Raw genomic sequence first — 21,275 nt, 5'->3', positions numbered from 1 at the left:
AAGCGCGCCGGGCGTTCCTGCAAAATAGAAGCGTCCCGCCCGGCGCGCTTGTGCCGGCGGGCGAGCAAGAATATCAATCCGACAGACTCTCGTTATGACTGCGGGACCAGCGGGGGGCAGGTCACGCCCCGTGGCATTCGCGGCACGAAGTGTTCCAGCGCGGCCTTGGTCGGCTCGTACAAATCGAAATCGAGGAACAACAAGCTGACGACCAAATGTGGATTTTCGGCGACGAAAGCCGGAATTGTCTCGCGCACGTCACCGCGGATCAGCTTGACCTTGGGAACATGACCAAGAAAACATGTGCTGTCATAAATTTCTATCAGTCGGGCGAGTTCGTCATGAACATCCGCTGCGAGGTCACCGGGACCAATATGGCGCGAAGCCGGGGCGCGATCCTGTTCAGCAACGTCGGGGAAACCTTCAAAAGTATCGAAGCCATAAATGCGCCGCGTCAGGTTGACCGGCTCAAGGATTGCCGAGAGCTTCGCCCAAGTCATCAGGCCGAATCCGTGGTTAACACCGGCTTCGATTACCGATCCTTTGACCGGGAGCGCGCGCTTGAACACTTCATACAGCGCAAGAAAACGTGTCAAGTGCTGCCGCCGGACATATTTTGGAAAGTTTTCGAGCTTGGTCTCTCAACTCGATGGATTGGCCTCGAACAGGACGCGGTTGCTGGCGGCTTCCCCGGCTTCCGCCGTGGTCCGCAGGCCACCCGACACTTTGACCGGCTCGGTCATCGCCCTTCTCCACCCGTAAATGCCCCTTGGTATGGTTGCGGTTCAAAGCCACCGCCCCGGCGAAAAGACGGCCCGAGGATCGTGGCAGAGCTGGTGTCACCTTATTTCAGCAGGTGGTCGACCGACGCGGCGGTGGCATGAACATCGCGGCCACAGCGCGGCACTTACCGGCGTCGCCAATATGGGGGCTGTTGCTGCACCGTCGGCTCAAGACGGTCGTTCTGCCGAGAAAAATCCGATGCGAATCGCCTATCTGACGCAATGGTTCGATCCTGAGCCGGGGGTTATCAAAGGCCCCCGCTTCGTCCGTGCGTTGGAAGCAGCGGGACATGACGTCACGGTCGTCACCGGCTTTCCCAACTATCCCAGCGGACGGCTCTATCCGGGATACCGGATACGGCTGATCGGACGCGAGACGATCGATGGCGTGGCGGTGGTGCGGCTGCCGCTCTATCCCAGCCATGACGGATCGTCGTTACGACGCGCGCTGAACTTCCTGTCCTTCTTCTTTTCGGTACTTGCCTACTGCTTGCTACGCCGCACGCGCTTCGACATGGCTTACGTCTATCATCCGCCAATCACCGTCGGGCTGGCGGCGGCCCTGGCCGGGTTGGTGCGCCACCTGCCCTTCATGCTGGATATTCAGGATCTGTGGCCGGACACGGTCGCTGTCGCCGGTATGCGCGGCGGACGCGTGATCGCCCGGCTACTCGATCCAATATGCCGGTTTGTCTATTGGCGCGCTTCAGCGATTGTCGTCCAGTCGGCGGGAATGCGTCGTGCGTTGATCGCGCGCGGCGTACCGCCACACGCGCAGCAATGGGGCAAGCCGGCCAGCATTTCTATCAACGAACGCTCTCTTTCGAGGAGGGGATCGCTCAAACCGTTGCGCTGATCGCAACCATGTCCCGCGATTTTGTACCGCCGCACCGCGCCCGATAAAGATGCGTTCGGCCTCCACCGCGTCGTCTCGACACCCTCATTTTGGAGACTCGCCGACTGGCCTTGGATGGCTGCGTTGATCCGTTTTAGACTTCGACCAGAGTCTGCAATGCGCAAAGGTCCGCCTCCGCCAGCCGCGCGCCGAGCAGGCCGGTCGTGCCGAACACCGCCCGAGCGATCCCGCCAGTCCCCGCCTGCTGCCACGCCCGCGCAAGGCCCCCCGCCATCGGGTCGTTCACCGCAGGGCCGTCGCCGCGCACGAACAGGACCCATGCCGCCAACGCCCGCAATGTGGCGGGGCAAGCCACGCCGCGCGCGCGGTTGATCGCAAGCGGCTCCAGCCAACGCTGGCCGATTTTCTGGGAGCCGTCGGTCGCGATTTGCGCAAGGCTGTGCGGCAATGCGGTGTTGCCAAAGCGCACGAGCAACGCGTCGGCATAGGCGTCGAGATCCTGGCCCGGCGCGGGATCGAGGCTCGCCGCGGCTTCCTGTCGCATCAACCGCTCGATCCAGGGCCGGATTGCCGGATCGGCGATCGCCTGATGCACATAGACATGCCCGGCGGCGAGGCCGAGATAAGCGAGCGCCGAATGCGCGCCGTTGAGCAGGCGCAGTTTCGCCGTTTCATAGGGCGTCACGTCCGCCACAAGGGTCACGCCGACATGCTCCCAGCGCGGACGCGGACCGGCGAAACGGTCCTCCACCACCCATTGCCGGAATGGTTCGGTGACGACCGCGGCCGCATCGCACATGCCCAGCCGGGCCGTCGCCGCGTCGAGATCGGCCGAAGTCACAGCGGGTACGATCCGGTCGACCATCGTTGCGGGGCAGGCACATTCGGCGTCAAACCAGCCGCAAAGATCCGGTGCCGTCCGGTCGAGATAGGCGGCCATCCCCTGTTCAAGGGCAAGTCCATTGCCCGCCAGATTATCGCACGACAGGAGCGTCAACCCCGGTAGCCCCGCATCGCGCCGCGCGGCGAAGGCGCGGGCGAGATAGGAATAGATCGTGTCCCCTCCCCCGGTCACAGCGGCAAAATCGAGGGTGCCATCGGGGCGACGGTAATAACCTTTTTCGGTTATGGTCACCGTCACCAGATGCGAGTCCGCCGAAGCCAATGCGGCCACCACCGCCATCGGCCTTTCCGTCCCGACAATCACCTCGGCCACCGCGCCGATCAACCGCGTCTTTTCTTCCGCAGCCGAGCGTTCGGTCACGGTGTATAGCCCGTCCTGCGGGGCAAGCGCATCGCGCATACCGGGCGAGCGCAGCGAGATGCCGGTGATCGCCCAGTCCCGGTCACCGCCGACCATCAGATCGTCAGTATAGGCCGCCTGATGCGCACGGTGAAACGCGCCGATCCCGAGATGCACGATGCCACGCCGCTGCGCAGTTCGGTCGTAACCGGGCCGCGCGATGGCCGCGGGCAGCCGGTCGACCGTGCTCGCCGAAAGCCTCACAGCTTATAGGCCTTGCGCACCAGCCCGGTGGTCAGTTCGTGCGCGAGATCGACCGCTTCCCATTCCGCCAGCCGGTGCTCGGCAACGAGCCGGGCGAGGAACGCGCAATCCACCCGCCGCGCGACATCGTGCCGCGCGGGAATCGACAGGAAAGCGCGTGTATCGTCGTTAAAGCCCACCGTGTTGTAGAAGCCCGCCGTCTCGGTGGTCATCTCGCGGAAGCGGCGCATCCCCTCCGGGCTGTCATGGAACCACCACGCCGGGCCAAGCTTCAGGCACGGATAATGGCCAGCCAACGGCGCCAGTTCGCGCGCATAGGTGCTCTCGTCGAGCGTGAAGAGGATGATCGTCAGCTCGGGCGCGTTTCCGACCACGTCGAGCATGGGCTTGAGTGTATCGACATAGGAGGTGCGCATCGGAATATCGGCGCCCTTGTCGCGGCCGTGGCTCGCGAACAAACCGGCATTGTGGTTGCGGAACGAACCGGGGTGGATCTGCATCACCATCCCGTCCTCCAGGCTCATCCTGGCCATTTCGGTGAGCATTTGCGCGCGGAACAGCTCGGCATCGGTCGGGGTCCAGTCGCCGCCGACGATGCGCGCGAACAGGGCTTCCGCCTCGGTCGGCGAAAGGTTGGCGGTTTGCGCCGTCGCATGGCCGTGATCGGTCGCGGTGGCACCCGCCGCGCGGAAATCGGCGCGGCGCTTGCGGTGCGCGGCGAGGTAGCCGCGCCAACCATACACGTCCTCGCCGGTCAGTTGGGCGAGGCGGGCCAGAGCGGGCTTGAACGCCTCATGTTCGACGTCGATCACCCCGTCGGGGCGATAGGTGGAGATGACACGACCGTTCCATCCCGATGCCCGGATGCGGTGGTGCGCCTCCAGACTGTCGTGCGCGCCTTCGGTGGTTGCCAGCACCTCGATACGGAAACGGTCGAACAGCGCGCGCGGGCGGAAGGCGGGAGTAGCGAGCGCCTCCCCGATCCTGTCGAAATAATGGTCGGCGGTCGCCGCTTCCAGCGCCATGTCGAAGCCGAATATCTCAGCAAAGACATGGTCGAGCCACAACCGGGACGGCGTGCCGCGAAACAGCTTGTAATGCTCCGCGAACAACCGCCACGCGCTGCGCGGATCGGTGTCGGGCGCGCCGGCTCGCGTGCGGATGCCGAGCGCGTCGAGGCTCAGGCCCTGGCTGTAGAGCATACGGAAGACATAATGATCGGGCGCGAGCAACAGACTTGCCGCATCGTCCCACGGCTGATCCTCGGCGAACCAGGCGGGATCGGTATGGCCGTGCGGGCTGATGATCGGCGCGTCGGCGATCTCGGTATATAAGGTGCGCGCGATGCCGCGCTGGATCGGGTCGCTGGAGAACAGGCGATCAGGGTGGAGGACGAGCGGTCGCGTCATGCGGCGGTGCGCCTTTGGCACGAAATTGGATGCTGCATGATGCCCTCCCTTGCCCAATCACTTCGGATCGATTCTCACACTGGCCTTACCAATACCCACCTGATGCGTCGAGCAATTCCACGGTAAACGTGAGGATGGACACGGCAATCCCGTTGACACCTGTCTGACCAATATTGCATCGCCGGGCGTGGATAATCGACAAGAGGGGAAGGTTGATGGCGCGCATCGTGCTGGTTGGGGAGGGCATGGTCGAACTGTCGCGCGCCGACGCCGCGCTGTGGCGGCTGACCTATGGCGGCGACACGCTCAACACGGCGATCCACCTCGCACGCTTTGGCGACCAGGTCGGCTTCCTCACCGCGCTCGGCGACGATCCCTTCAGCGCCGATCTGCGCGCGGCCTGGGCTGACGAGGGGATCGACCCCGCTTTGCTATTGACCAAGCCCGCGTCCCGCCCCGGCCTTTACGCCATCACCAACGATGCGGAGGGCGAGCGCAGCTTTACCTATTGGCGCAAGGGCAGCGCGGCGACGCACGTCTTCACCGCACCTGGCATCGCCGAGGCGGTGCGCGCGACGGAGGAGGCGGAAATGCTTGGCTTCTCGCTCATCAGTCTCGCCATCCTGCCGCCCGAGGGACGCGTCGCCTTGCTGGATGTCGCACGGCGGATGCGCGCGGCGGGCCGCCATGTTGCGTTCGACGGGAATTATCGCGCGCGTCTGTGGACCGATGCACGCGAAGCGGCGCTCTGGCGCGACCGCGCGATCGCCACCTGCACGATTGGCCTGCCCACGCTGGAGGATGAAGCGCAGATCGGCCATCCGGAAACGCCGGAGGAAATCGCGGCACGCTGGCAGGCGGGCGGTGCGACGGAAGTCGTGGTGAAACTCGGTGTGGAGGGTTGTTTCGTTGCGGGCAACCATGTTCCGCCGCCCGCGCGGCTCGCCCCGCACGACACCAGCGGCGCCGGCGACGCCTTCAATGCGGGCTATCTCCACGCGCGGCTTGCCGGATGCTCCCCGGCAGAAGCCGCCCAGATGGGTCACCGTATCGCCGGCTGGGTGGTGATGCGCGTGGGCGCGGTGCCGCCGCGCGACATCGACGCGCCCTACGCCCCCTGAACCTCCGCACGCGGGCGGCGCAGCAGCGTCCACAACACCGCCGTACCGATTAGGTCGAACACGGCGAGACAGACGAACAGCGGCGGATACCCGATCGTATCGGCCAATGCCCCAATGATGAGCGAAAAGCTCAGGCCGCCAATCCACGCCGCCGACCCGGCCAATCCAGTCGCGGTCGCGACGACGCGCTCGTCGAACAGATCGGCCGCCAGTGTGATGAGCGCGCCCGACAGCATCTGATGCGCGAACCCGCCGATGCAGAACAAGGCGATCGCAGCCCCGGGGGACACCGTCAGCCCGATGCACGCCGGGCCGATCATCAGCATCGCCCCGGTGGCGACGACGATCTTGCGCGATCCGATCAGCGATGTTCCGAACACGCGCATCAACCACGGCGCGTAATAACCGCCGAGCAACGCCCCCGCATCCGCCGCCAGGAACGGCAACCAGGCGAACGCCGCGATGCCTTTCAAATCCATGCCCTTCACCTCGACCAGATAGAGCGGGATGAAGAAACTGAAGGTCTGCCATGCCGGATCGGCGAGGAAGCGCGGGATGGCGATGCTCCAGAAATCGCGCGTGAAAAGCACTGCACGCCAGCCGATCGGCGCTTCCGCAGACACGATTGGACGGTCGCCCAGAATATGCGCGCGTTCCGCTTCGCCGACGCCGCCATGCTCGGTCGGCGAGCGATACAGCACGTACCACAAGCCCGCCCAGATCAGGCCCAGCCCGCCCGTTACCACGAACGCCGAGCGCCAGCCCCACAGGGCAATGCAGGTTACCACGATCGGCGGGGCAATCATCGCGCCGATCGACGCACCGATGTTGAACCAGCCGGTCGCGACCGTGCGCTCGCGCGGGGGAAACCATTCGGTCACGGTCTTCAGTCCCGCAGGAATGGCGGCAGCCTCGGTCAGCCCGAGCAGTCCGCGAAAGAAGGCGAGCATCGGCCACCCGCTTGCCAGCCCATGCAGCATGTTCGCCACCGACCAGCCAACGGCGAACAGGGCAAAGCCGAGCCGCAGGCCGACCAGATCGAGCACATAGCCCGCCACCGGCTGCATCACCGTATAGGCCGCCTGGAACGCGCCGACGACCCAGCTATATTCCTGCGTGCTCATGTCGAAGGCATGTTTCAGCGTCGGCGCCGCCACCGACAACGATGAGCGGGCGAGATAGTTGAGGACGGTGCCGATGGTGACAAGGCTTATCATCCACCAGCGTGTTCCAATGCGCAAACCCACGCGCCCCTCCCTGTTTATTTTTTTGGTCAGACCAATAGCGAGCGATTAACTGCCTCTGTCAAGCCGTGAGTCGTCGTGCCCACCCCCCGGCCCGCCCGTGCGCCACTGGTCTGACCAATGTCGACAAGTGCATTCGACTAGGCTAGTCGGGATTGGAAGAGAACAGCGTCGCGGTGAACGACGGGAAGGGGAAGGTTTGAGGCGGATACCGCATCTGCGTTGGTGGATCGTCGCGCTGATTTGCGTCGGTACGATCGCCAATTACCTCGCGCGCAATTCGCTGGGCGTGCTCGCGCCCGAGCTGAAAGCGCACCTTGGCATGACGACGCAGCAATACAGCTATGTCGTCGGCGCCTTCCAGCTTGCTTATACCGTGATGCAGCCGATCGCGGGGTTCATCGTCGACCGCGTCGGGCTTCGCGCCGGATTCGCCTTGTTCGGCGTGGCGTGGTCGATTGCCAACATGCTCCATGCGCTGGCGGCGGGGTGGCTCGGCCTGCTCTTCTTTCGCGGGCTGCTCGGCCTGGCCGAATCGGCGGCGGTGCCGTCGGGCATCAAGGCGATTGCCGAATGGTTTCCCGCGCGCGAGCGTTCGGTCGCGGTCGGCTGGTTCAACGCGGGCACCTCGCTCGGCGCGCTGATTGCCCCGCCGATTGTGGTGGCAGTGTCGCTCTGGGCCGATTGGCGGCTGGCCTTCGTCGTTACCGGCGCGGTCGGCCTAGTCTGGGCGGCGGCGTGGTATGCTTTCTATCGCAGCCCCACCGATCACCCCGCCATCACCCCGGTCGAGGCGGCGTTGATTGCTGCCGACCGGCCTGCCCTCACCGGCCAACGCGCCACCGCGCGCCAGATCCTTGGCACCGCAAAATTCTGGGCGATCGCCGTGCCGCGCTTCCTCGCCGAGCCAGCGTGGCAGACCTTCAGCTTCTGGATTCCGCTGTACCTCGCAACCGAACGCGGCATGGACCTGAAGCAGATCGCGCTGTTCGCGTGGCTGCCTTTCCTTGCGGCTGATTTGGGCGGCGTGCTGGGCGGCTATCTCTCGCCCTTTCTGGTCAAGCGCTTCCGCCTCTCGCTCATCGCCTCGCGCGTGGCGGGCATCGTGCTGGCGGCGGTGCTGATGATCACGCCGGGCTGTATCGGCCTCGCCGCCAGCCCTTACGCTGCCATCGCCTTGTTCTGCATTGGCGGGTTTGCGCACCAGATGATCTCGGTGCTCATCAACACGCTGTCCGCCGACGTGTTTACCGCCGAGGAAGTCGCCACCGCCAACGGTTTCATCGGCCAAGCCGGGTGGATTGGCGGGCTGCTCTTCTCGCTGCTGATCGGACAGCTCGCCGACACGGTCGGCTATGCGCCGTTATTCGCCGCCCTTTCGGTATTCGACCTGATCGGCGCGGCTGTGCTGATCGCCAGTATGCGCACCCTTATCGTCGCGGAGTCCCGTTCATGAAACGCGCCACCTTGTCCAACCCGCCACTGTTCGCCGTGACGGAGCAAGCGCGCGGTCGCCTGACGCTCACCGCCGACACCGGCGCAGTTGCGCATCTGTTCGTGCTGGAGGACGACGTTGCGCGGTTGCTGCTGCTGACGGGAGGCACCGTCACCAGCCCACCAAGCTGGGCGATCGCCCCCGGTGCCGCCGACATCGCCGAGCCGGGCCGCGACCGGATGAACGTGGCGGGTTTTTCCTGCCCCGATTTCCACCACGCGGTCGCAGGCGATGTGCTGACGCTGGAAACCGCGCGGCTGCGCGTTTCGATCCGCTTGCACGGCCTGCACTGTCGCTGGGAACAGCGCGACGGTGCGGACTGGCGGTTGATGGCCGAGGACCGGCCAACCCAATCCTACGACTTCGGCTGGTGGGACGGGCGCACCTATCATTACTGCGCACGTCGCCCCGGCGAGCGCTTCTTCGGCCTTGGCGACCGTTCGGGCGATGTCGACCGCGCCGGGCGGAGCTTCCGCCTGACCAATCTCGACCCGATGGGCTATGATGCGGAAAATGGCGATCCGCTCTACAAGTCGATCCCCTATGTGCTGGTCGCCGATGCGGAGGGGCGCTGCCACGGCGCGTTTTACGACATAACGGCCGATGTCACGTTCGATTTCGGGCGCGAACTCGACAATTATCACGGCCTCTACCGTCAGATGGTCGCCGCATCGGGTGATCTCGACCTGTGGATGATCGCCGGGCCGGATGCGCTGGCGGTGACCAAGCGTTTCACCTGGCTGACCGGTCGCCCGGCGATGATGCCGCGCTGGACGCTGGGATATTCGGGTTCGACCATGACCTATACCGATGCGCCCGATGCCGCGGTGCAGATGGCGGGGTTCCTCGAGAAGCTGGCCGAACACGACATTGGCTGCACCTCGTTTCATTTGTCGTCGGGCTACACGTCGATCGGCGACAAGCGTTATGTCTTCCACTGGAACCCGGACAAATTCCCCGATCCGGCGGCGTTCGTCGCGAGCTATAGCGCGGCGGGGATCGAACTGGTGCCCAATATCAAGCCAGCGCTGTTGCGCAGCCATCCGCGCTATGACGAAGTCGCGGCGCTGGGGCTGTTCGTGAAGGATGTTGAGGGCGCGCCGGTCGAGGCGCAATTCTGGGACGAGGTCGGCTCATACATCGACTTCACCAACCCCGACGCCGCCGCCTGGTGGCGCGCACAGGTCACTACCGCATTGCTGGACCAGGGCCTTGTCGCGACCTGGAACGACAATAACGAATATGAGGTGTGGGACGCGCGCGCGCGTTTCGCCGGGTTCGGCACGCCACGCGCCGCCGCCGAGATGCGCCCGGTCCAGCCGCTGCTGATGATGCGCGCCTCACGCCGCGCGCAGACCGAAGCGCGACCCGGCGGACGGCCCTATGTCGTCACCCGCTCGGGCATGGCCGGGCTGCAACGTTATGCCCAGACCTGGGGTGGCGACAACCGCACCGAATGGAAGTCGCTGCGCTATAACGCACGGCAATCGCTCGGCCTCGCGCTGTCGGGCGTGTCGAATAGCGGCCACGATATCGGCGGCTTTGCGGGGCCACCGCCCTCGCCCGAACTGCTGGTGCGCTGGGTGCAGGCGGGCGTGTTGATGCCACGCTTCAGCATCCATAGCTGGAATGACGACCGCAGCGTCAACGAGCCGTGGATGTACCCCGAAGTGCTGCCCGCGATCCGGCGGCTGATCGCGCTCCGCCAGACGCTGCTGCCCTTTTTCTACGATTTGCTGCACCGTTATTGCGCGGAATATGAGCCGATGGTGCGCCCGACCTGGCTCGATTTCCCGCAAGATCCGGCATGTTGGGCGGAAAGCGACGAGCATCTTCTCGGGCCTGACCTGCTCGCCGCACCGGTGATGGTGGCGGGGGCTGAAACGCGCACCATATGGCCGCCTGCGGGGGCGGACTGGATCCACGTCTGGACCGGCGCGCGGATCGCGGGCGGGGAAAGCGTTACGCTCGACGCCCCGCTGGACGGCCTGCCGCCGCTGCTGGCGCGCGCCGGTTCGGCGATGCTGGTCGATCTTGCCAGGGGTGGCTGGCAACCCAAACCCTATCGGCGCGGTGTGTGGCTGTTCCCGCCCTGCGAAGGCGCGTTCGAATGGTCTGCGGTCGAGGATGCAGGCGACGGCGATGGTCCGGTCGATCGCTGGCGCGTCACCGGCACGGCGGACGCGGCGCAGGTGGTAATCACCGTGACGCGTGACGGCCCGGGCACGTTCGGCGACGGCACGGTCACGCTGCTCCTCCCGCCGGGCGACACGCGCGCGCTGATCGTGTCGGGTCGGGACGGCACGCCCGCCACGCAGGCGCAGCGTATAGGGGTTACGGTTACAATCTAGGCCAAAGCAGAGGGGCGCTCAGACCGCCACGCGTTTCGCCAAATCGGTTCGCCGTGCCGCCACTTCGGCACGGGTACGTTCCAGTGCGTCGCTCTCGGTTGCCTGCAACAGGCCGTCGATGACGCGCGCGAGATGGTCGCGCATCGCCGTGCGCGCAGCCTTGGGATTGCGGTCGCGCAAGGCCGCGAGGATGAACTGATGCTCATCGATGCGCGGTTGCACGCCGACGCTGCGCGCCCGCTCCAGCATGTGCGCGCAAAGCGGCGATTTGTAGCGTGCGTCCCACAGCGACTCGATCACATCGACCACCGCCGAATTGCGCGTCGCCCGCGCGATCGTGACGTGAAATTCCCGGTCGGCATGTTCGCCGCTGACGTTTTCGAGGTTTTCGCGCTCCATGTCGCCGATCAGCGCCTCGAGTGTGGCGATTTCCTCGTCTGTGATCGACACCGCCGCCAATGCCGCCGCCTCGGCCTCGAACAGGCGGCGCGCCTCGGTCAATTCAAACGCGCCGATGTCGAGGCCGACCGTGGGCGCATCGAGCTGCGGATTGTCGGCCACGAAAATACCCGAGCCGTGGCGCGACCGCACGATACCGATCACTTCGAGCGCGATCATCGCCTCGCGAATCGTCGGGCGGCTGACCTTATAGGCATCGGCCAGCTCGCGTTCGGACGGGATGCGCTGGCCGGGCGCGAATTCCCCGCGCTGGATTGCCTCGGCCACGGCTGCGGCGACCTGCTGATAGAGTTTGCGCCCGTCCGGTTTAATGGCCGCGCTCGTGGGTTGGCCCATTGGCCTGATCAATTTTTGCAGTGGCATGGCTGGGCGCGAGAGTATCAGCGCCGTGGCCCAAGGGCAACACCGCCTGGGCTTTGGAAGCCCTGTCAAGCAATGCGGTCAGGCAACCCTTGCATCTGGTCTGACCATTTGATAGCCAAGCGCCATAGATACGGACGCGAACACCGCGATCCGACGATAAGGGGAGGATCAAGATGGGTATTTTCCACCAGTCCGTTTGCCGTGGCGCGCTTGCCGCTTCGCTGGCTTTGATCGCGAATCCGGCCTTCGCCAAGGATGCGGACAAGCCGCTCGATGCGTCCGCCGCACAGCAGCCGGCCCCCGAGGCGTCCGCCCCGCCCTCCAGCGGGCAGGAGGGCGACATCATCGTCACCGCGAACAAGCGTGCGGAAAACATCCAGCGCGTTCCGCTTGCCGTTTCGGTGCTCACCCCTGCCGCGCTCGCCAGCGCGGGCGTGCGCAATTTCCAGGACATCGCAAAGATTTCACCTTCGCTGGTGGTTCGCCCCGCCGAACAGCCACAAAATTCAAACGTGTCGCTGCGCGGCGTCGGCACCTTCGCCTTCGGCATTGGCGTTGAATCGAGCGTCGCGGTGCTGGTTGATGAAGTCCCGCTGGCGTTCCAGGCGCGTGCCTTCACCGATTTGCCCGATGTCGAGCGGATCGAGGTGCTGCGCGGGCCGCAGAGCACATTGTATGGCAAGTCGGCTTCAGCCGGTCTTATTAACGTCATCACCCGCGCGCCGACCGATACGCTGCACGTGCGCGCCAATGCGGTGGTGACAACCGACAATGAGCGCGGCGGCAATGTCAGCATTTCGGGGCCGATCTCGGACTCGGTCGGCTATGTCGTGTCTGCAGCCTACAATTATTGGGATGGCAACGTCCGCAACGTCTATGACGGTAAGCGCGTCAATGGCCGCGAAACGATCAACCTGCGCGGCAAACTGCGCTGGACGCCAACCGACACCTCGTCGGTCACGCTCTCGGCCAATTATGTCAACGGCAACACCGATGTCGGTCGCCCGTTCATTCGCGTCGCGCCCAATGCCTTGTTCCGCGGGCAGGCCGGCCTTACCCCCGCAGTGGTGTTTCCGGGCGTTACGATCAGCGAGAAAAATCAGGACGTCAGCAACAATTTCGACGCGCGCACCAAATATTCGGGCGGTGGTGGATATTTGCGAACCGAAGTCGCTGTGTTCGGTGATTCCAACCTGATCACCGTTACTTCCTACGATCGCTTCCACCTCGGCGATTATCTCGATCAGGACGACACGTCGGCGCCGGGCGCGTTCGGCAACAACAATCAGATCGGCGCGTTCAATTCCGAGCAGGTCACCAACGAAGTCCGCCTGCAATCGGCCAGTACCAAGCCGTTCCGCTACACGGTCGGCACCTATTTCGCCAATTTGAGCTTTGGGCGTCCGTTCTCGCGCGGGCCGGTCTTCTCGCTCGCCAATTGGTCGGCAACTTCCAAGTCGCGCCAGGTGGCGGGTTTTGCGCAGATCGACTGGCAGTTCCTGCCCAAGGCAACTTTGACCGCAGGCGGCCGCGTCCAGAATGAGGCAGTCAGCTATACTTTCCTCGACCGGCTGGCGAACAATGCCTTCTATAGCGGCCATGCCGAAGACACGGCGGGCACCTACAAGGTCAATCTACGCTACGAATTTACGCCCGACCTGATGCTGTTCGGGACCTATGCGACCGGCTATAAGGGCCAGACTTACGATTTGACCACGGGCTTCAACCTGAACCGCGCGCTCGCCGGGCCGATCCGGCCCGAACGCTCGCGCGATCGCGAAATCGGCGCGCGCACGCAGTTCTTCGATCGGCGGCTAACCCTCAACCTCACGCTGTTCGACACCGATTACACCAACCTGCAGGCGCAATCGATCGAGACACTGGCCGATGGCACCCAGAATTATCGCCTCACCAATGTCGGCGGCTTGAAGACGCGCGGCGTCGAGCTCGAAGGCTCGGCCCGGATCGGCAGTGACGTGACCTTTGGCGGCGCCGTGACCTATCTCGATGCGCACTATACCGATTACGCCATCGCCCAATGCTATCCGACGCAGACCGCCGCGCAAGGCTGTACCGGCTCTCCTGCGCGCCAGAATCTCACCGGCGGGCGGGCACTTCAGGCGCCTGAATGGAAATTCTCGCTCAGCGGTGATTACACCCCCGCGCTGACCGAGAAGCTGCGCGGGATCGCGCAGTTCAACTGGCAATATCAGAGCAGCCTCAATTACGGCCTGCGCGACCCCGAAACCTTCCAGCCGGCGTTCCACATCGTCAATGTCGGGATTGGCGTGCGCGATGCCGATCGGCGCTGGGAAGTGGTCGGCTTCATCAACAATCTGTTCGACCAGCAATATTTCGCTTCATTGGTCAACACCGCCGGCAATTTTGGCAATCAACGCGCCACGCAGGCGCTCCTTCCCCGCGACTTCCGCCGCTATGGCGGTGTTCGGCTCTCGGTGAATTTCTGACGATATCGGGCGGGGCCGATGGCTCCGCCCGCACCCTCGATTTTCGGAAGCAACGTGATGTTTCGGTTCGTACTGCCTTCGCTGCTCGCATGTGCGTCGTGCGTGCTGGTCGTTACGCCCGTCGCGGCGCAGGACGCGCCCGCGCGACCGGGCGTGGATGCGCCCGAGCTTGCAGCACTTGGCGCCTATCCGGTCGGGGTCGCGGACTTGGAGTTCGTCCAGCCCGACCAGGCCGATCCGTTACAGGGCAAGGACGCGCCCGCGATCGTCGACCGTCATATTCCGCTCAAGATCTGGTATCCGGCGGGGGGCACAGGCGCAGGGACGACCTATCGCACGGCGCTTCCCGGCGAGAAGGGCGTGGACATCCCCTTCACGGTGCCGGGTCTCGCAACGCCGGGCCTCGCTCCCGCAACGGGGCGCTTCCCGCTCGTCATCCTCGCGCATGGCTATAGCAACACGCCCGAAGTGTTGTCCTGGCTCGGCGAGAATCTTGCGAGCAAGGGCTATGTCGTCGTGACACCGGCCTTTCACGATCCGTCGATCACGATCCGAACCACCGCCGCTGCTGCGGGGCCGGTATCGCGCCGCCCGCTCGACATCGCCTTTGTCGCGGCCGAAGCGCAGCGGCGTGCCAGGGCCGGGCAAGGCCTGTTCGCCGCCGCCGACGCCAGCCGTACCGCGCTGATCGGCTATTCGATGGGCGGCTATGGCGTGCTGGCGGCGGCTGGCGCGTCGCTCAATCCGGCGCTGGGGCTGGCGACGCGCGGCGTGCTCACGCCCTATGTCGCGGGCGGCGCGAAGGCGAATGAACTCAAGGTCGCCAATGTGAAGGCGGTCGTTGCGATCTCCCCGCCCAAGGCATTGCGCGGCACGGAGCTGTGGGCCGCGTCCGGCATGGGCGCGATCCGTGCGCCGACGCTCTTCATCGTCGGCAGCCAGGACCATACGGTCGGTTACGATCCCGGCGTGCGCACCCTGTTCGAACAGGAAAGATATGCCCCGCGCTATCTGCTGACCTTCCGCGAGGCCGGGCACAGCATCGGGCTGGTCGGCGCGCCGCCTGAAATGCGGACATCCTATTGGGACAAGGACTGGTTTGAGGATTCGGTGTGGCGCAAGGACCGGCTGATGGGAATCGAGACGCATTTCATCACGGCCTTCCTCGACCGCTACGTTAAGGACGACGCATCCAGAGCCGCTTATATCGACGGTCTCGTGCCCAATTCGAATAACGGCGTCTGGTCGTCCACGCCGGTCGGCCGCTATGCCGGGTTCAGTCCGGGCGGATCGCAGGCAACCTTGTGGAAGGGCTTCCAGCCCAACAAGGCGGCTGGCATGTCGTTTGAGTTCAAACCCGCCGAATAGGCACAGCCGGGCGCGGCAGCGACCGGCCCCAAGGAGTAGTTTCCGGCATGTTCATGACGCAAACGATGCGCTGGTTCGGCCCAGACGACCCCGTTTCCCTGCGGGACATACGTCAGGCCGGCGCAACGGAAGTCGTGACCGCGTTGCACGAGATCGCAAATGGCGACGTGTGGCCGCGCGAGGCGATCGCCGCGCGCAAGGCGATGATCGAAGCGTCGGGGCTCGGCTGGACCGTGGTGGAGAGCCTGCCGGTTCATGACGCGATCAAGACGCGGAGCGAAGGACATGACCGGCTGATCGCGCAATATTGTGAGAGCCTGCGCAATCTCGCGGCATGTGGCATCACGGTCGTCACGTATAATTTCATGCCGCTGCTCGACTGGACCCGCACCGATCTGGCGTGGGAGCTGCCGGACGGCGCACGCGCGCTGCGTTTCGAACTGGAGGCGGTGGCTGCCTACGACATGCACATCCTCAAGCGCCCGGGGGCCGAGGCGGATTATGCGCCCGACATGATCGCGGCGGCGGCGGCGCGCTTCGCCGCGATGGACGATGCCGCACGTGCGACGCTCGCCGCCAATATCACGGCGGGTCTGCCGGGCAGCGAAGAGAGCTTTACCGCCGCCGAATTCCTCGCCGCGATCCAAACCTACGCAACGGTGAATGCCGACCAGTTGCGCGAGAACCATGTCGCCTTCCTCGAAGCGGTCTGCCCGGTTGCGGACGACCTTGGCCTGCACCTGGTCGTCCATCCCGATGATCCGCCTTTCCCGATCTTCGGGCTGCCGCGCGTCGTCAGCACCGAAGCCGATCTGAAGCATCTGTTCGCACGCGTGCCGAACCGCTCGAACGGTTTGTGCTTCTGCGCCGGGTCGTTCGGGGTGCGCGCCGACAATGATCTTCCGGGCATGGTCGAACGGTTGGGCGACCGGATCGGCTTCGTCCACCTGCGCTCGGTCCAGCGCGAGCCGCGCGGCGCGTTCCACGAAGCGGCACATCTGGAGGGCGATGCCGGCATGGCCGCGATCGTCGGCGCGGTGCATAGGTTGCAACAGCGCACCGGACGATCGCTGCCGATGCGGCCCGACCACGGCCACCAGATGCTCGACGATCTTACGCGGCGGACCAACCCCGGTTACTCGCTGCTCGGGCGGATGCGGGGGCTTGCCGAATTGCGGGGGCTGGAGCGCGGCATCGCGTTTGCGCGCGGCACCGATTGACGAAACCATAAACGGGAGACGGACGGATGAACAAGGTAACATACCGATTGCTCGCCGCGACACTCTTGTGTGCTGGCCTCTGCACGGGGCCCGCCTCGGCGCAGCAGCAACCGTCGCCCTCGCCCGTCCTTCCGCTCGCCACGGCGGCGAATAGCCCCTTGCTGGTCGCGGGTGATTTGCGCGACGGGACTGATTTGTCGGGCCCGTGGCATTATTCGATCGACCCGTTCCGCTCCGGGCTCGCCGGCTTCCACGGCGGAACGCCGGATACCGGCCAGCAGCGCTACCGTGAAGTCGATGTACGCACGGCGATGGCCGAGGACAGCCGCGTGCTCTACGAATTCGACCTTGCCCGCTCACCGATCGCGACACTGCCATCCTCCTGGCTGACCCAGGCACCGGAGCTGCGCCATTATCAGGGGCTGATGTGGTATCAGCGGCACTTCCCCGCGCCGGAACAGCGCAAGGGGCGATATTTCCTGCGCTTCGGCGCGGCGAACTATGCAACCATCGTCTATCTCAACGGGCAGCCGCTCGGCCGGCATGAGGGTGGCTTCACCCCTTTCGCGTTTGAAGTGACCAAATTGCTGCGCGATGGCGACAACCAGATCACCGTCGGCGTCGATTCGCAGGCGACCGAGGCAACGGTGCCGCCGCCCGTCACCGATTGGGAGAATTACGGCGGCATCACGCGGCCCGTGCGGCTGATCGCGACGCCGGACACCTATGTCGACGACGCCTGGGTACGGATGACACGCGACGGGCGCCTGGCGGTCGACGCGCATCTCGACGGACCGCACGCGGCGCGCCACGCCGTGAAGCTGCATATCGCAGGGCTTGGGGCCGATCTTTCCGGCATCACCGACGAAAACGGTCGGTGGCGGGCGACCTTCCCCGCGCCGCGCGCGCTGGTACGCTGGTCGCCCGAACGGCCCAAATTGTACGACACCTCGATCGACGCGGGCGAAGACCGCTGGCACGACCGCATTGGCTTTCGCACCGTGGAAGTGCGCGGTTCGCAGATCCTGCTCAACGGCAAGCCGATCTTCCTGCGCGGTATCTCGCTGCACGAAGAGGAACTGGGCGCTGAACCGACCCGCGCAATGACGCCCGCCGCCGCGCGCGCCTTGCTTGGCGAGATCAAGGACGGGCTGCACGGCAATTTCGTTCGCCTGGCGCACTATCCGCATACCGAGGCGATGACCCGCGTGGCTGACGAACTCGGCCTGATCGTGTGGAGCGAAGTGCCGGTTTATTGGCGCGTCGCCTGGTCCAACCCCGACACGCTCAAGACCGCGCGCAACATGATCGCGGAGAACATCCTGCGCGACCGCAACCGCGCTTCGATCGCAATCTGGAGCGTCGCCAACGAAACGCCGGTAACCGAAGCCCGCAACACGTTTCTGCGGACGCTGGTGAGCGATGTGCGCGCGATGGACGATACGCGGCTGGTCAGCGCCGCCCTGTTGGTGGAACGCACGCCGGGCGCGGTGCCGATCATGACTATGGCCGATCCCCTGGCCGATGCGCTCGATGTGCTGGCGATCAACACCTATAATGGCTGGTACACGGCCGATCGGCTGACCGATCTGGCGAGCAGCGTATGGCACGTGCCAGCCGACAAGCCGCTCATCTTCTCGGAATTCGGGGCCGATGCGCGCGCCGGTTTCCACGACCCGAAACAGCAGAAATTCTCCGAGGAGTTCCAGGCGGAATATTATCGCAAGACGCTGGCGATGGCGGACCAGCTCCCGACCCTGCGCGGTATGTCGCCGTGGATCCTCAAGGACTTCCGCTCGCCGCGCCGCCAGAACCCGGATTTCCAGCAAGGCTGGAACCGCAAGGGGCTGATCTCCGAAACGGGGCAGCACAAGCAGGCTTTCGACGTGCTTGCTGGCTATTATCTGGGCAAGGCGGCGGAAAAATGAGCCGCTCGGCAGCGGTCACGGCGACACCCGGCGGGGCACGCACCAATTCGCCCGGACGTTGACGGTGGCGGCGCGCCCGCGCAACGGAGCATGGCCAGGCCTGCCCTGATCCTGCACCCAACCGTCGAGCCCTCCGAATGAACCACGCGATACAGCCATTTCATGACATGTCCTCCGCCGAGGTCGATGCGATCGAGGACCATATTTACGACCACAACCGGCAAGCGACGGGACATGATGACGCCCAGGGCCTCGCCTTCGTGATCCGCGACGAGCAAAGCCGCATCATCGCGACATGCGCAGGCTATACTTGGGCGGGTTCGTCCGAGCTGAAGCAGTTATGGGTCGACAAGGCCTATCGCGGGCGCGGCTATGGCCGTGACCTTTTGCACGCCTTTATCGAGGAGGCTGCGCGGCGCGGGGTCGAACAGATTTGGGTGGCCAGTTATGATTTCCAGGCACCCGCGCTGTACGAAAGCGCGGGCTTTGAACGCATGGCCGAATTCGTCGGCTGGCCCTCGGGGCATTCGAACGTCCTTCTCAGACTACGCCTGCCCCTGAACCGGGTCTCCTAACCCGGGCGTCACACGCCGGTGCCAGCAAAGTTGGTTGCGGCGATGCCGGTTTGGAGGAAACGGCGCGTCCCCGGTCAGGCCGACGGTTGACCGTCGCTCATACGGCCTTGGTGCCGGACCGATGCGCCAATAGCCCCTGGCAAATTTGGGATGGCGCGCGCTGTCCGATAGCGCATACTCCCCCAGGGTGTGGGAGCTGCACGTGAGCGAAATTTTCGAACAAACGGCGACATCGATCCCGGCAATGGCGTGGGCCGACCGTCTGCGCCTGCCGATCCAGTTTGACCCCGCTTTGCTGCTTGCCGATCTCCAGCGGATCGAAGCGACCGCGTGGACCGCGCATTTCGTCCCGCAACATTATGAAGGCGATTGGAGCGTCCTGCCGCTGCGCGCGCCGCGCGGAGCCACGCATCCGATCCTGCGGATCACTTCAAATCCCGGCGTATCGGATTGGGACGACACCGAATTTCTCGCAACCAGCCCCTATTTTCGCGATGTCCTTGCCCGTTTCAAATGCCCGATCGACGCCGCGCGTTTGATGCGGCTGACGCCCGGATCGGTCATCAAAGACCATAGCGACCACGATCTCGCCGCCGAATGGGGGTATGCGCGGCTCCACATTCCGGTGTGCACAAACCCCGATGTCGATTTCCGCCTGAGCGGCGAGCGCGTCACGATGGCGCCCGGCAGCGTATGGTATCTGCGCCTCGCCGACCGGCACAGCGTTATCAACGCAGGCAAGACCGATCGCGTCCACCTTGTCCTCGACGCGCGGATGAACGACTGGCTCGCTGCAAAACTGTCGGCGGGGGTGGGCGCGTGATGCGCAGCCGTCGAACCGGCGCAGCGCGACGCTTCGCTTATGCCGGGGTCCGGACCAGTTCGACCACTTCGAAAACATAGTCCGCCCACCCGCGTTGAGCGGCGGCATCCCGCGCGGCGGTGTGTTTTTTGCGCGCTTCGGCCAGCGATTTGGCATGGCCCCAGAACACTTCGGTCTTGCCATTGTCAAGCTGTGCCACGATCCGCCAATAATGCGTGAAATCGAGCGCCGTCGGCCCGATCGTCTTGACATAGCCATCGGGCAGCGTCGCCGTCAGATAGTGTTTCTTGGCCATCGTCCGTGTTTCCAGAACCGCAATCGTCGCCGGCGGGTTTGTCGCCGGGCCCATGACATGCGATGAGACTGCGCTCAACCCAACACGCCGGACCACAGGGGTTCGGCAAACAAGGACCTGTCTGTGTCGGCGAAATGGCCTCCCCATCCTCTACCCGCGCGCATGGTGCCCGTGTCCACCACGATCCGGCACGCGGCGTGAGCGGTCGCTTTTTCGACGCCTGGACGGTGGGCGACCGGATCGAGCACGCGCTTCACCGCACGGTGACCGAGACGGACAATCTGCTCATCACCACGCTGACGCACAATCCGCAGCCGCTGCATCTCGATGCGGACTATGCCGGCGCAACCGAATTCGGCCGCATCGTCGTCAATGGCATCTTCACCTTCGGGCTGATGGTCGGCCTGTCGGTTGGCGACACCACGCTCGGTACGCTCGTCGCCAATCTCGGCTATGACAAGGTGGTGATGCCCAAGCCCGTGTTCGTCGGCGACACGCTGCGCGCCGAAACCGAGGTGGTCGAACTGCGCGCGAGCAAATCACGCCCCGATGCCGGGCTGGTCGTGTTCCAGCACCGCATGTTCAACCAACGGAGCGAACTGGTGTGCGAGTGCCTGCGGACGGCACTGTTGCAGCGGTCGCCTGGTTAGACGGTAAAGCTCTCGCCGCAGCCGCACGCGCCCTTGGCATTGGGGTTGTTGAACACGAAGCCTGCGGCGAAATCGTCCTCGACCCAGTTCATCGTCGATCCGATCAGATACAGGATCGACCCGCCATCGACGAACAGAGTGCCGCCGGGCGTATCGATGCGTTCGTCGAACGGCTTGGCCTCGGTTACATAATCGACCGAATACGCAAGGCCCGAGCAGCCGCGCTTGGGCGTCGACAGCTTCACGCCAATCGCGCCCTCGGGTGCCTTCGCCATCAACACGGCGATGCGATCCTCGGCGGAGGGCGTCAGGATCAAGGCGGCGGGGCGTACCCGTGTGGTGGTGGTCATCGGCTTCGTCC

General features: G+C 64.9%; 18 protein-coding genes. 11 read left to right on the top strand and 7 right to left on the bottom strand.

Going from position 1 to position 21,275, the window contains the following annotated elements:
- Nucleotides 1–92 precede the first annotated feature (92 nt).
- The gene (locus WC704_RS08825) at nucleotides 93–596 is read right to left on the bottom strand and encodes a TylF/MycF/NovP-related O-methyltransferase (protein ID WP_372889535.1); all 504 of its coding nucleotides are present in this window, start codon (nucleotides 594–596) and stop codon (nucleotides 93–95) included.
- 385 nt (nucleotides 597–981) lie between these two features.
- Between WC704_RS08825 and WC704_RS08820 the strand changes: the two genes are divergently transcribed.
- Nucleotides 982–1,638 (top strand): glycosyltransferase family 4 protein, encoded by a 657-nt coding sequence (locus WC704_RS08820; protein ID WP_372889534.1) that lies wholly within the window; start codon nucleotides 982–984, stop codon nucleotides 1,636–1,638.
- 133 nt (nucleotides 1,639–1,771) lie between these two features.
- Here WC704_RS08820 and WC704_RS08815 read toward each other — a convergent pair whose 3' ends face one another.
- Both WC704_RS08815 and uxaC read right to left on the bottom strand, forming a co-directional pair.
- Nucleotides 1,772–3,145 (bottom strand): mannitol dehydrogenase family protein, encoded by a 1,374-nt coding sequence (locus WC704_RS08815; RefSeq protein WP_372889533.1) that lies wholly within the window; start codon nucleotides 3,143–3,145, stop codon nucleotides 1,772–1,774.
- Nucleotides 3,142–4,554, bottom strand: coding sequence for a glucuronate isomerase (uxaC, locus tag WC704_RS08810; RefSeq protein WP_372889532.1), 1,413 nt, complete (start codon nucleotides 4,552–4,554; stop codon nucleotides 3,142–3,144). Before uxaC ends, WC704_RS08815 begins: the two co-directional genes overlap by 4 nt.
- A gap of 215 nt (nucleotides 4,555–4,769) precedes the next feature.
- Here uxaC and WC704_RS08805 point away from each other — a divergent pair, with 215 nt between their 5' ends.
- Nucleotides 4,770–5,675: a sugar kinase gene (locus WC704_RS08805; protein ID WP_372889531.1), complete on the top strand. Its 906-nt coding sequence runs from the start codon at nucleotides 4,770–4,772 to the stop codon at nucleotides 5,673–5,675.
- Here the strand turns inward: WC704_RS08805 and WC704_RS08800 are convergent.
- The gene (locus WC704_RS08800) at nucleotides 5,663–6,892 is read right to left on the bottom strand and encodes an MFS transporter (RefSeq protein WP_372889560.1); all 1,230 of its coding nucleotides are present in this window, start codon (nucleotides 6,890–6,892) and stop codon (nucleotides 5,663–5,665) included. The genes WC704_RS08805 and WC704_RS08800 overlap by 13 nt on opposite strands.
- A gap of 226 nt (nucleotides 6,893–7,118) precedes the next feature.
- Between WC704_RS08800 and WC704_RS08795 the strand changes: the two genes are divergently transcribed.
- Both WC704_RS08795 and WC704_RS08790 read left to right on the top strand, forming a co-directional pair.
- Nucleotides 7,119–8,375 (top strand): MFS transporter, encoded by a 1,257-nt coding sequence (locus WC704_RS08795; RefSeq protein WP_372889530.1) that lies wholly within the window; start codon nucleotides 7,119–7,121, stop codon nucleotides 8,373–8,375.
- Nucleotides 8,372–10,765, top strand: a complete 2,394-nt coding sequence (locus WC704_RS08790; RefSeq protein ID WP_372889529.1) for a TIM-barrel domain-containing protein — start codon at nucleotides 8,372–8,374, stop codon at nucleotides 10,763–10,765. The genes WC704_RS08795 and WC704_RS08790 overlap by 4 nt, the downstream gene beginning before the upstream one ends.
- A gap of 18 nt (nucleotides 10,766–10,783) precedes the next feature.
- Here the strand turns inward: WC704_RS08790 and WC704_RS08785 are convergent, their stop codons facing one another.
- Nucleotides 10,784–11,560 carry a FadR/GntR family transcriptional regulator gene (locus WC704_RS08785; RefSeq protein WP_372889528.1) on the bottom strand — a complete coding sequence of 259 codons (777 nt, stop codon included), beginning with the start codon at nucleotides 11,558–11,560 and terminating at the stop codon, nucleotides 10,784–10,786.
- Between the two features lie 200 nt (nucleotides 11,561–11,760).
- Between WC704_RS08785 and WC704_RS08780 the strand changes: the two genes are divergently transcribed.
- The 6 genes from WC704_RS08780 (at nucleotide 11,761) to WC704_RS08755 (ending at nucleotide 19,969) form a co-directional block, all read left to right on the top strand.
- Nucleotides 11,761–14,055, top strand: coding sequence for a TonB-dependent receptor (locus WC704_RS08780; protein WP_372889527.1), 2,295 nt, complete (start codon nucleotides 11,761–11,763; stop codon nucleotides 14,053–14,055).
- A gap of 57 nt (nucleotides 14,056–14,112) precedes the next feature.
- A complete protein-coding gene (locus tag WC704_RS08775) occupies nucleotides 14,113–15,423 on the top strand; it encodes an alpha/beta hydrolase family protein (protein ID WP_372889526.1) in 1,311 nt (436 codons plus the stop codon).
- A 47-nt stretch (nucleotides 15,424–15,470) separates the two neighbouring features.
- On the top strand, nucleotides 15,471–16,643 hold the full coding sequence (gene uxuA / locus WC704_RS08770) for a mannonate dehydratase (RefSeq protein ID WP_372889525.1): 1,173 nt from the start codon (nucleotides 15,471–15,473) through the stop codon (nucleotides 16,641–16,643).
- 26 nt (nucleotides 16,644–16,669) lie between these two features.
- Nucleotides 16,670–18,571: a glycoside hydrolase family 2 protein gene (locus tag WC704_RS08765; protein ID WP_372889524.1), complete on the top strand. Its 1,902-nt coding sequence runs from the start codon at nucleotides 16,670–16,672 to the stop codon at nucleotides 18,569–18,571.
- 137 nt (nucleotides 18,572–18,708) lie between these two features.
- Complete coding sequence (locus tag WC704_RS08760; RefSeq protein ID WP_372889523.1) at nucleotides 18,709–19,146, top strand: GNAT family N-acetyltransferase; 438 nt, start codon at nucleotides 18,709–18,711, stop codon at nucleotides 19,144–19,146.
- 202 nt (nucleotides 19,147–19,348) lie between these two features.
- Nucleotides 19,349–19,969: an aspartyl/asparaginyl beta-hydroxylase domain-containing protein gene (locus tag WC704_RS08755; RefSeq protein WP_372889522.1), complete on the top strand. Its 621-nt coding sequence runs from the start codon at nucleotides 19,349–19,351 to the stop codon at nucleotides 19,967–19,969.
- 37 nt (nucleotides 19,970–20,006) lie between these two features.
- On the opposite strand, the gene WC704_RS08750 is transcribed toward WC704_RS08755, so the two are convergent.
- The gene (locus WC704_RS08750; protein ID WP_372889521.1) at nucleotides 20,007–20,264 is read right to left on the bottom strand and encodes a hypothetical protein; all 258 of its coding nucleotides are present in this window, start codon (nucleotides 20,262–20,264) and stop codon (nucleotides 20,007–20,009) included.
- 197 nt (nucleotides 20,265–20,461) lie between these two features.
- On the opposite strand from WC704_RS08750, the gene WC704_RS08745 reads away from it, so the two are divergent.
- Nucleotides 20,462–20,914 (top strand): MaoC family dehydratase, encoded by a 453-nt coding sequence (locus tag WC704_RS08745; protein WP_372889559.1) that lies wholly within the window; start codon nucleotides 20,462–20,464, stop codon nucleotides 20,912–20,914.
- Here WC704_RS08745 and WC704_RS08740 read toward each other — a convergent pair.
- Nucleotides 20,911–21,264 (bottom strand): HesB/IscA family protein, encoded by a 354-nt coding sequence (locus tag WC704_RS08740; RefSeq protein ID WP_372889520.1) that lies wholly within the window; start codon nucleotides 21,262–21,264, stop codon nucleotides 20,911–20,913. The genes WC704_RS08745 and WC704_RS08740 overlap by 4 nt on opposite strands.
- Nucleotides 21,265–21,275 lie beyond the last annotated feature (11 nt).

Origin of the sequence: Sphingomonas sp. (assembly GCF_041661885.1) — a bacterium.
In the GTDB taxonomy this organism is placed as follows: Bacteria; Pseudomonadota; Alphaproteobacteria; order Sphingomonadales; family Sphingomonadaceae; genus Sphingomonas.
This window is presented reverse-complemented; position numbering and strand designations above follow the sequence as displayed.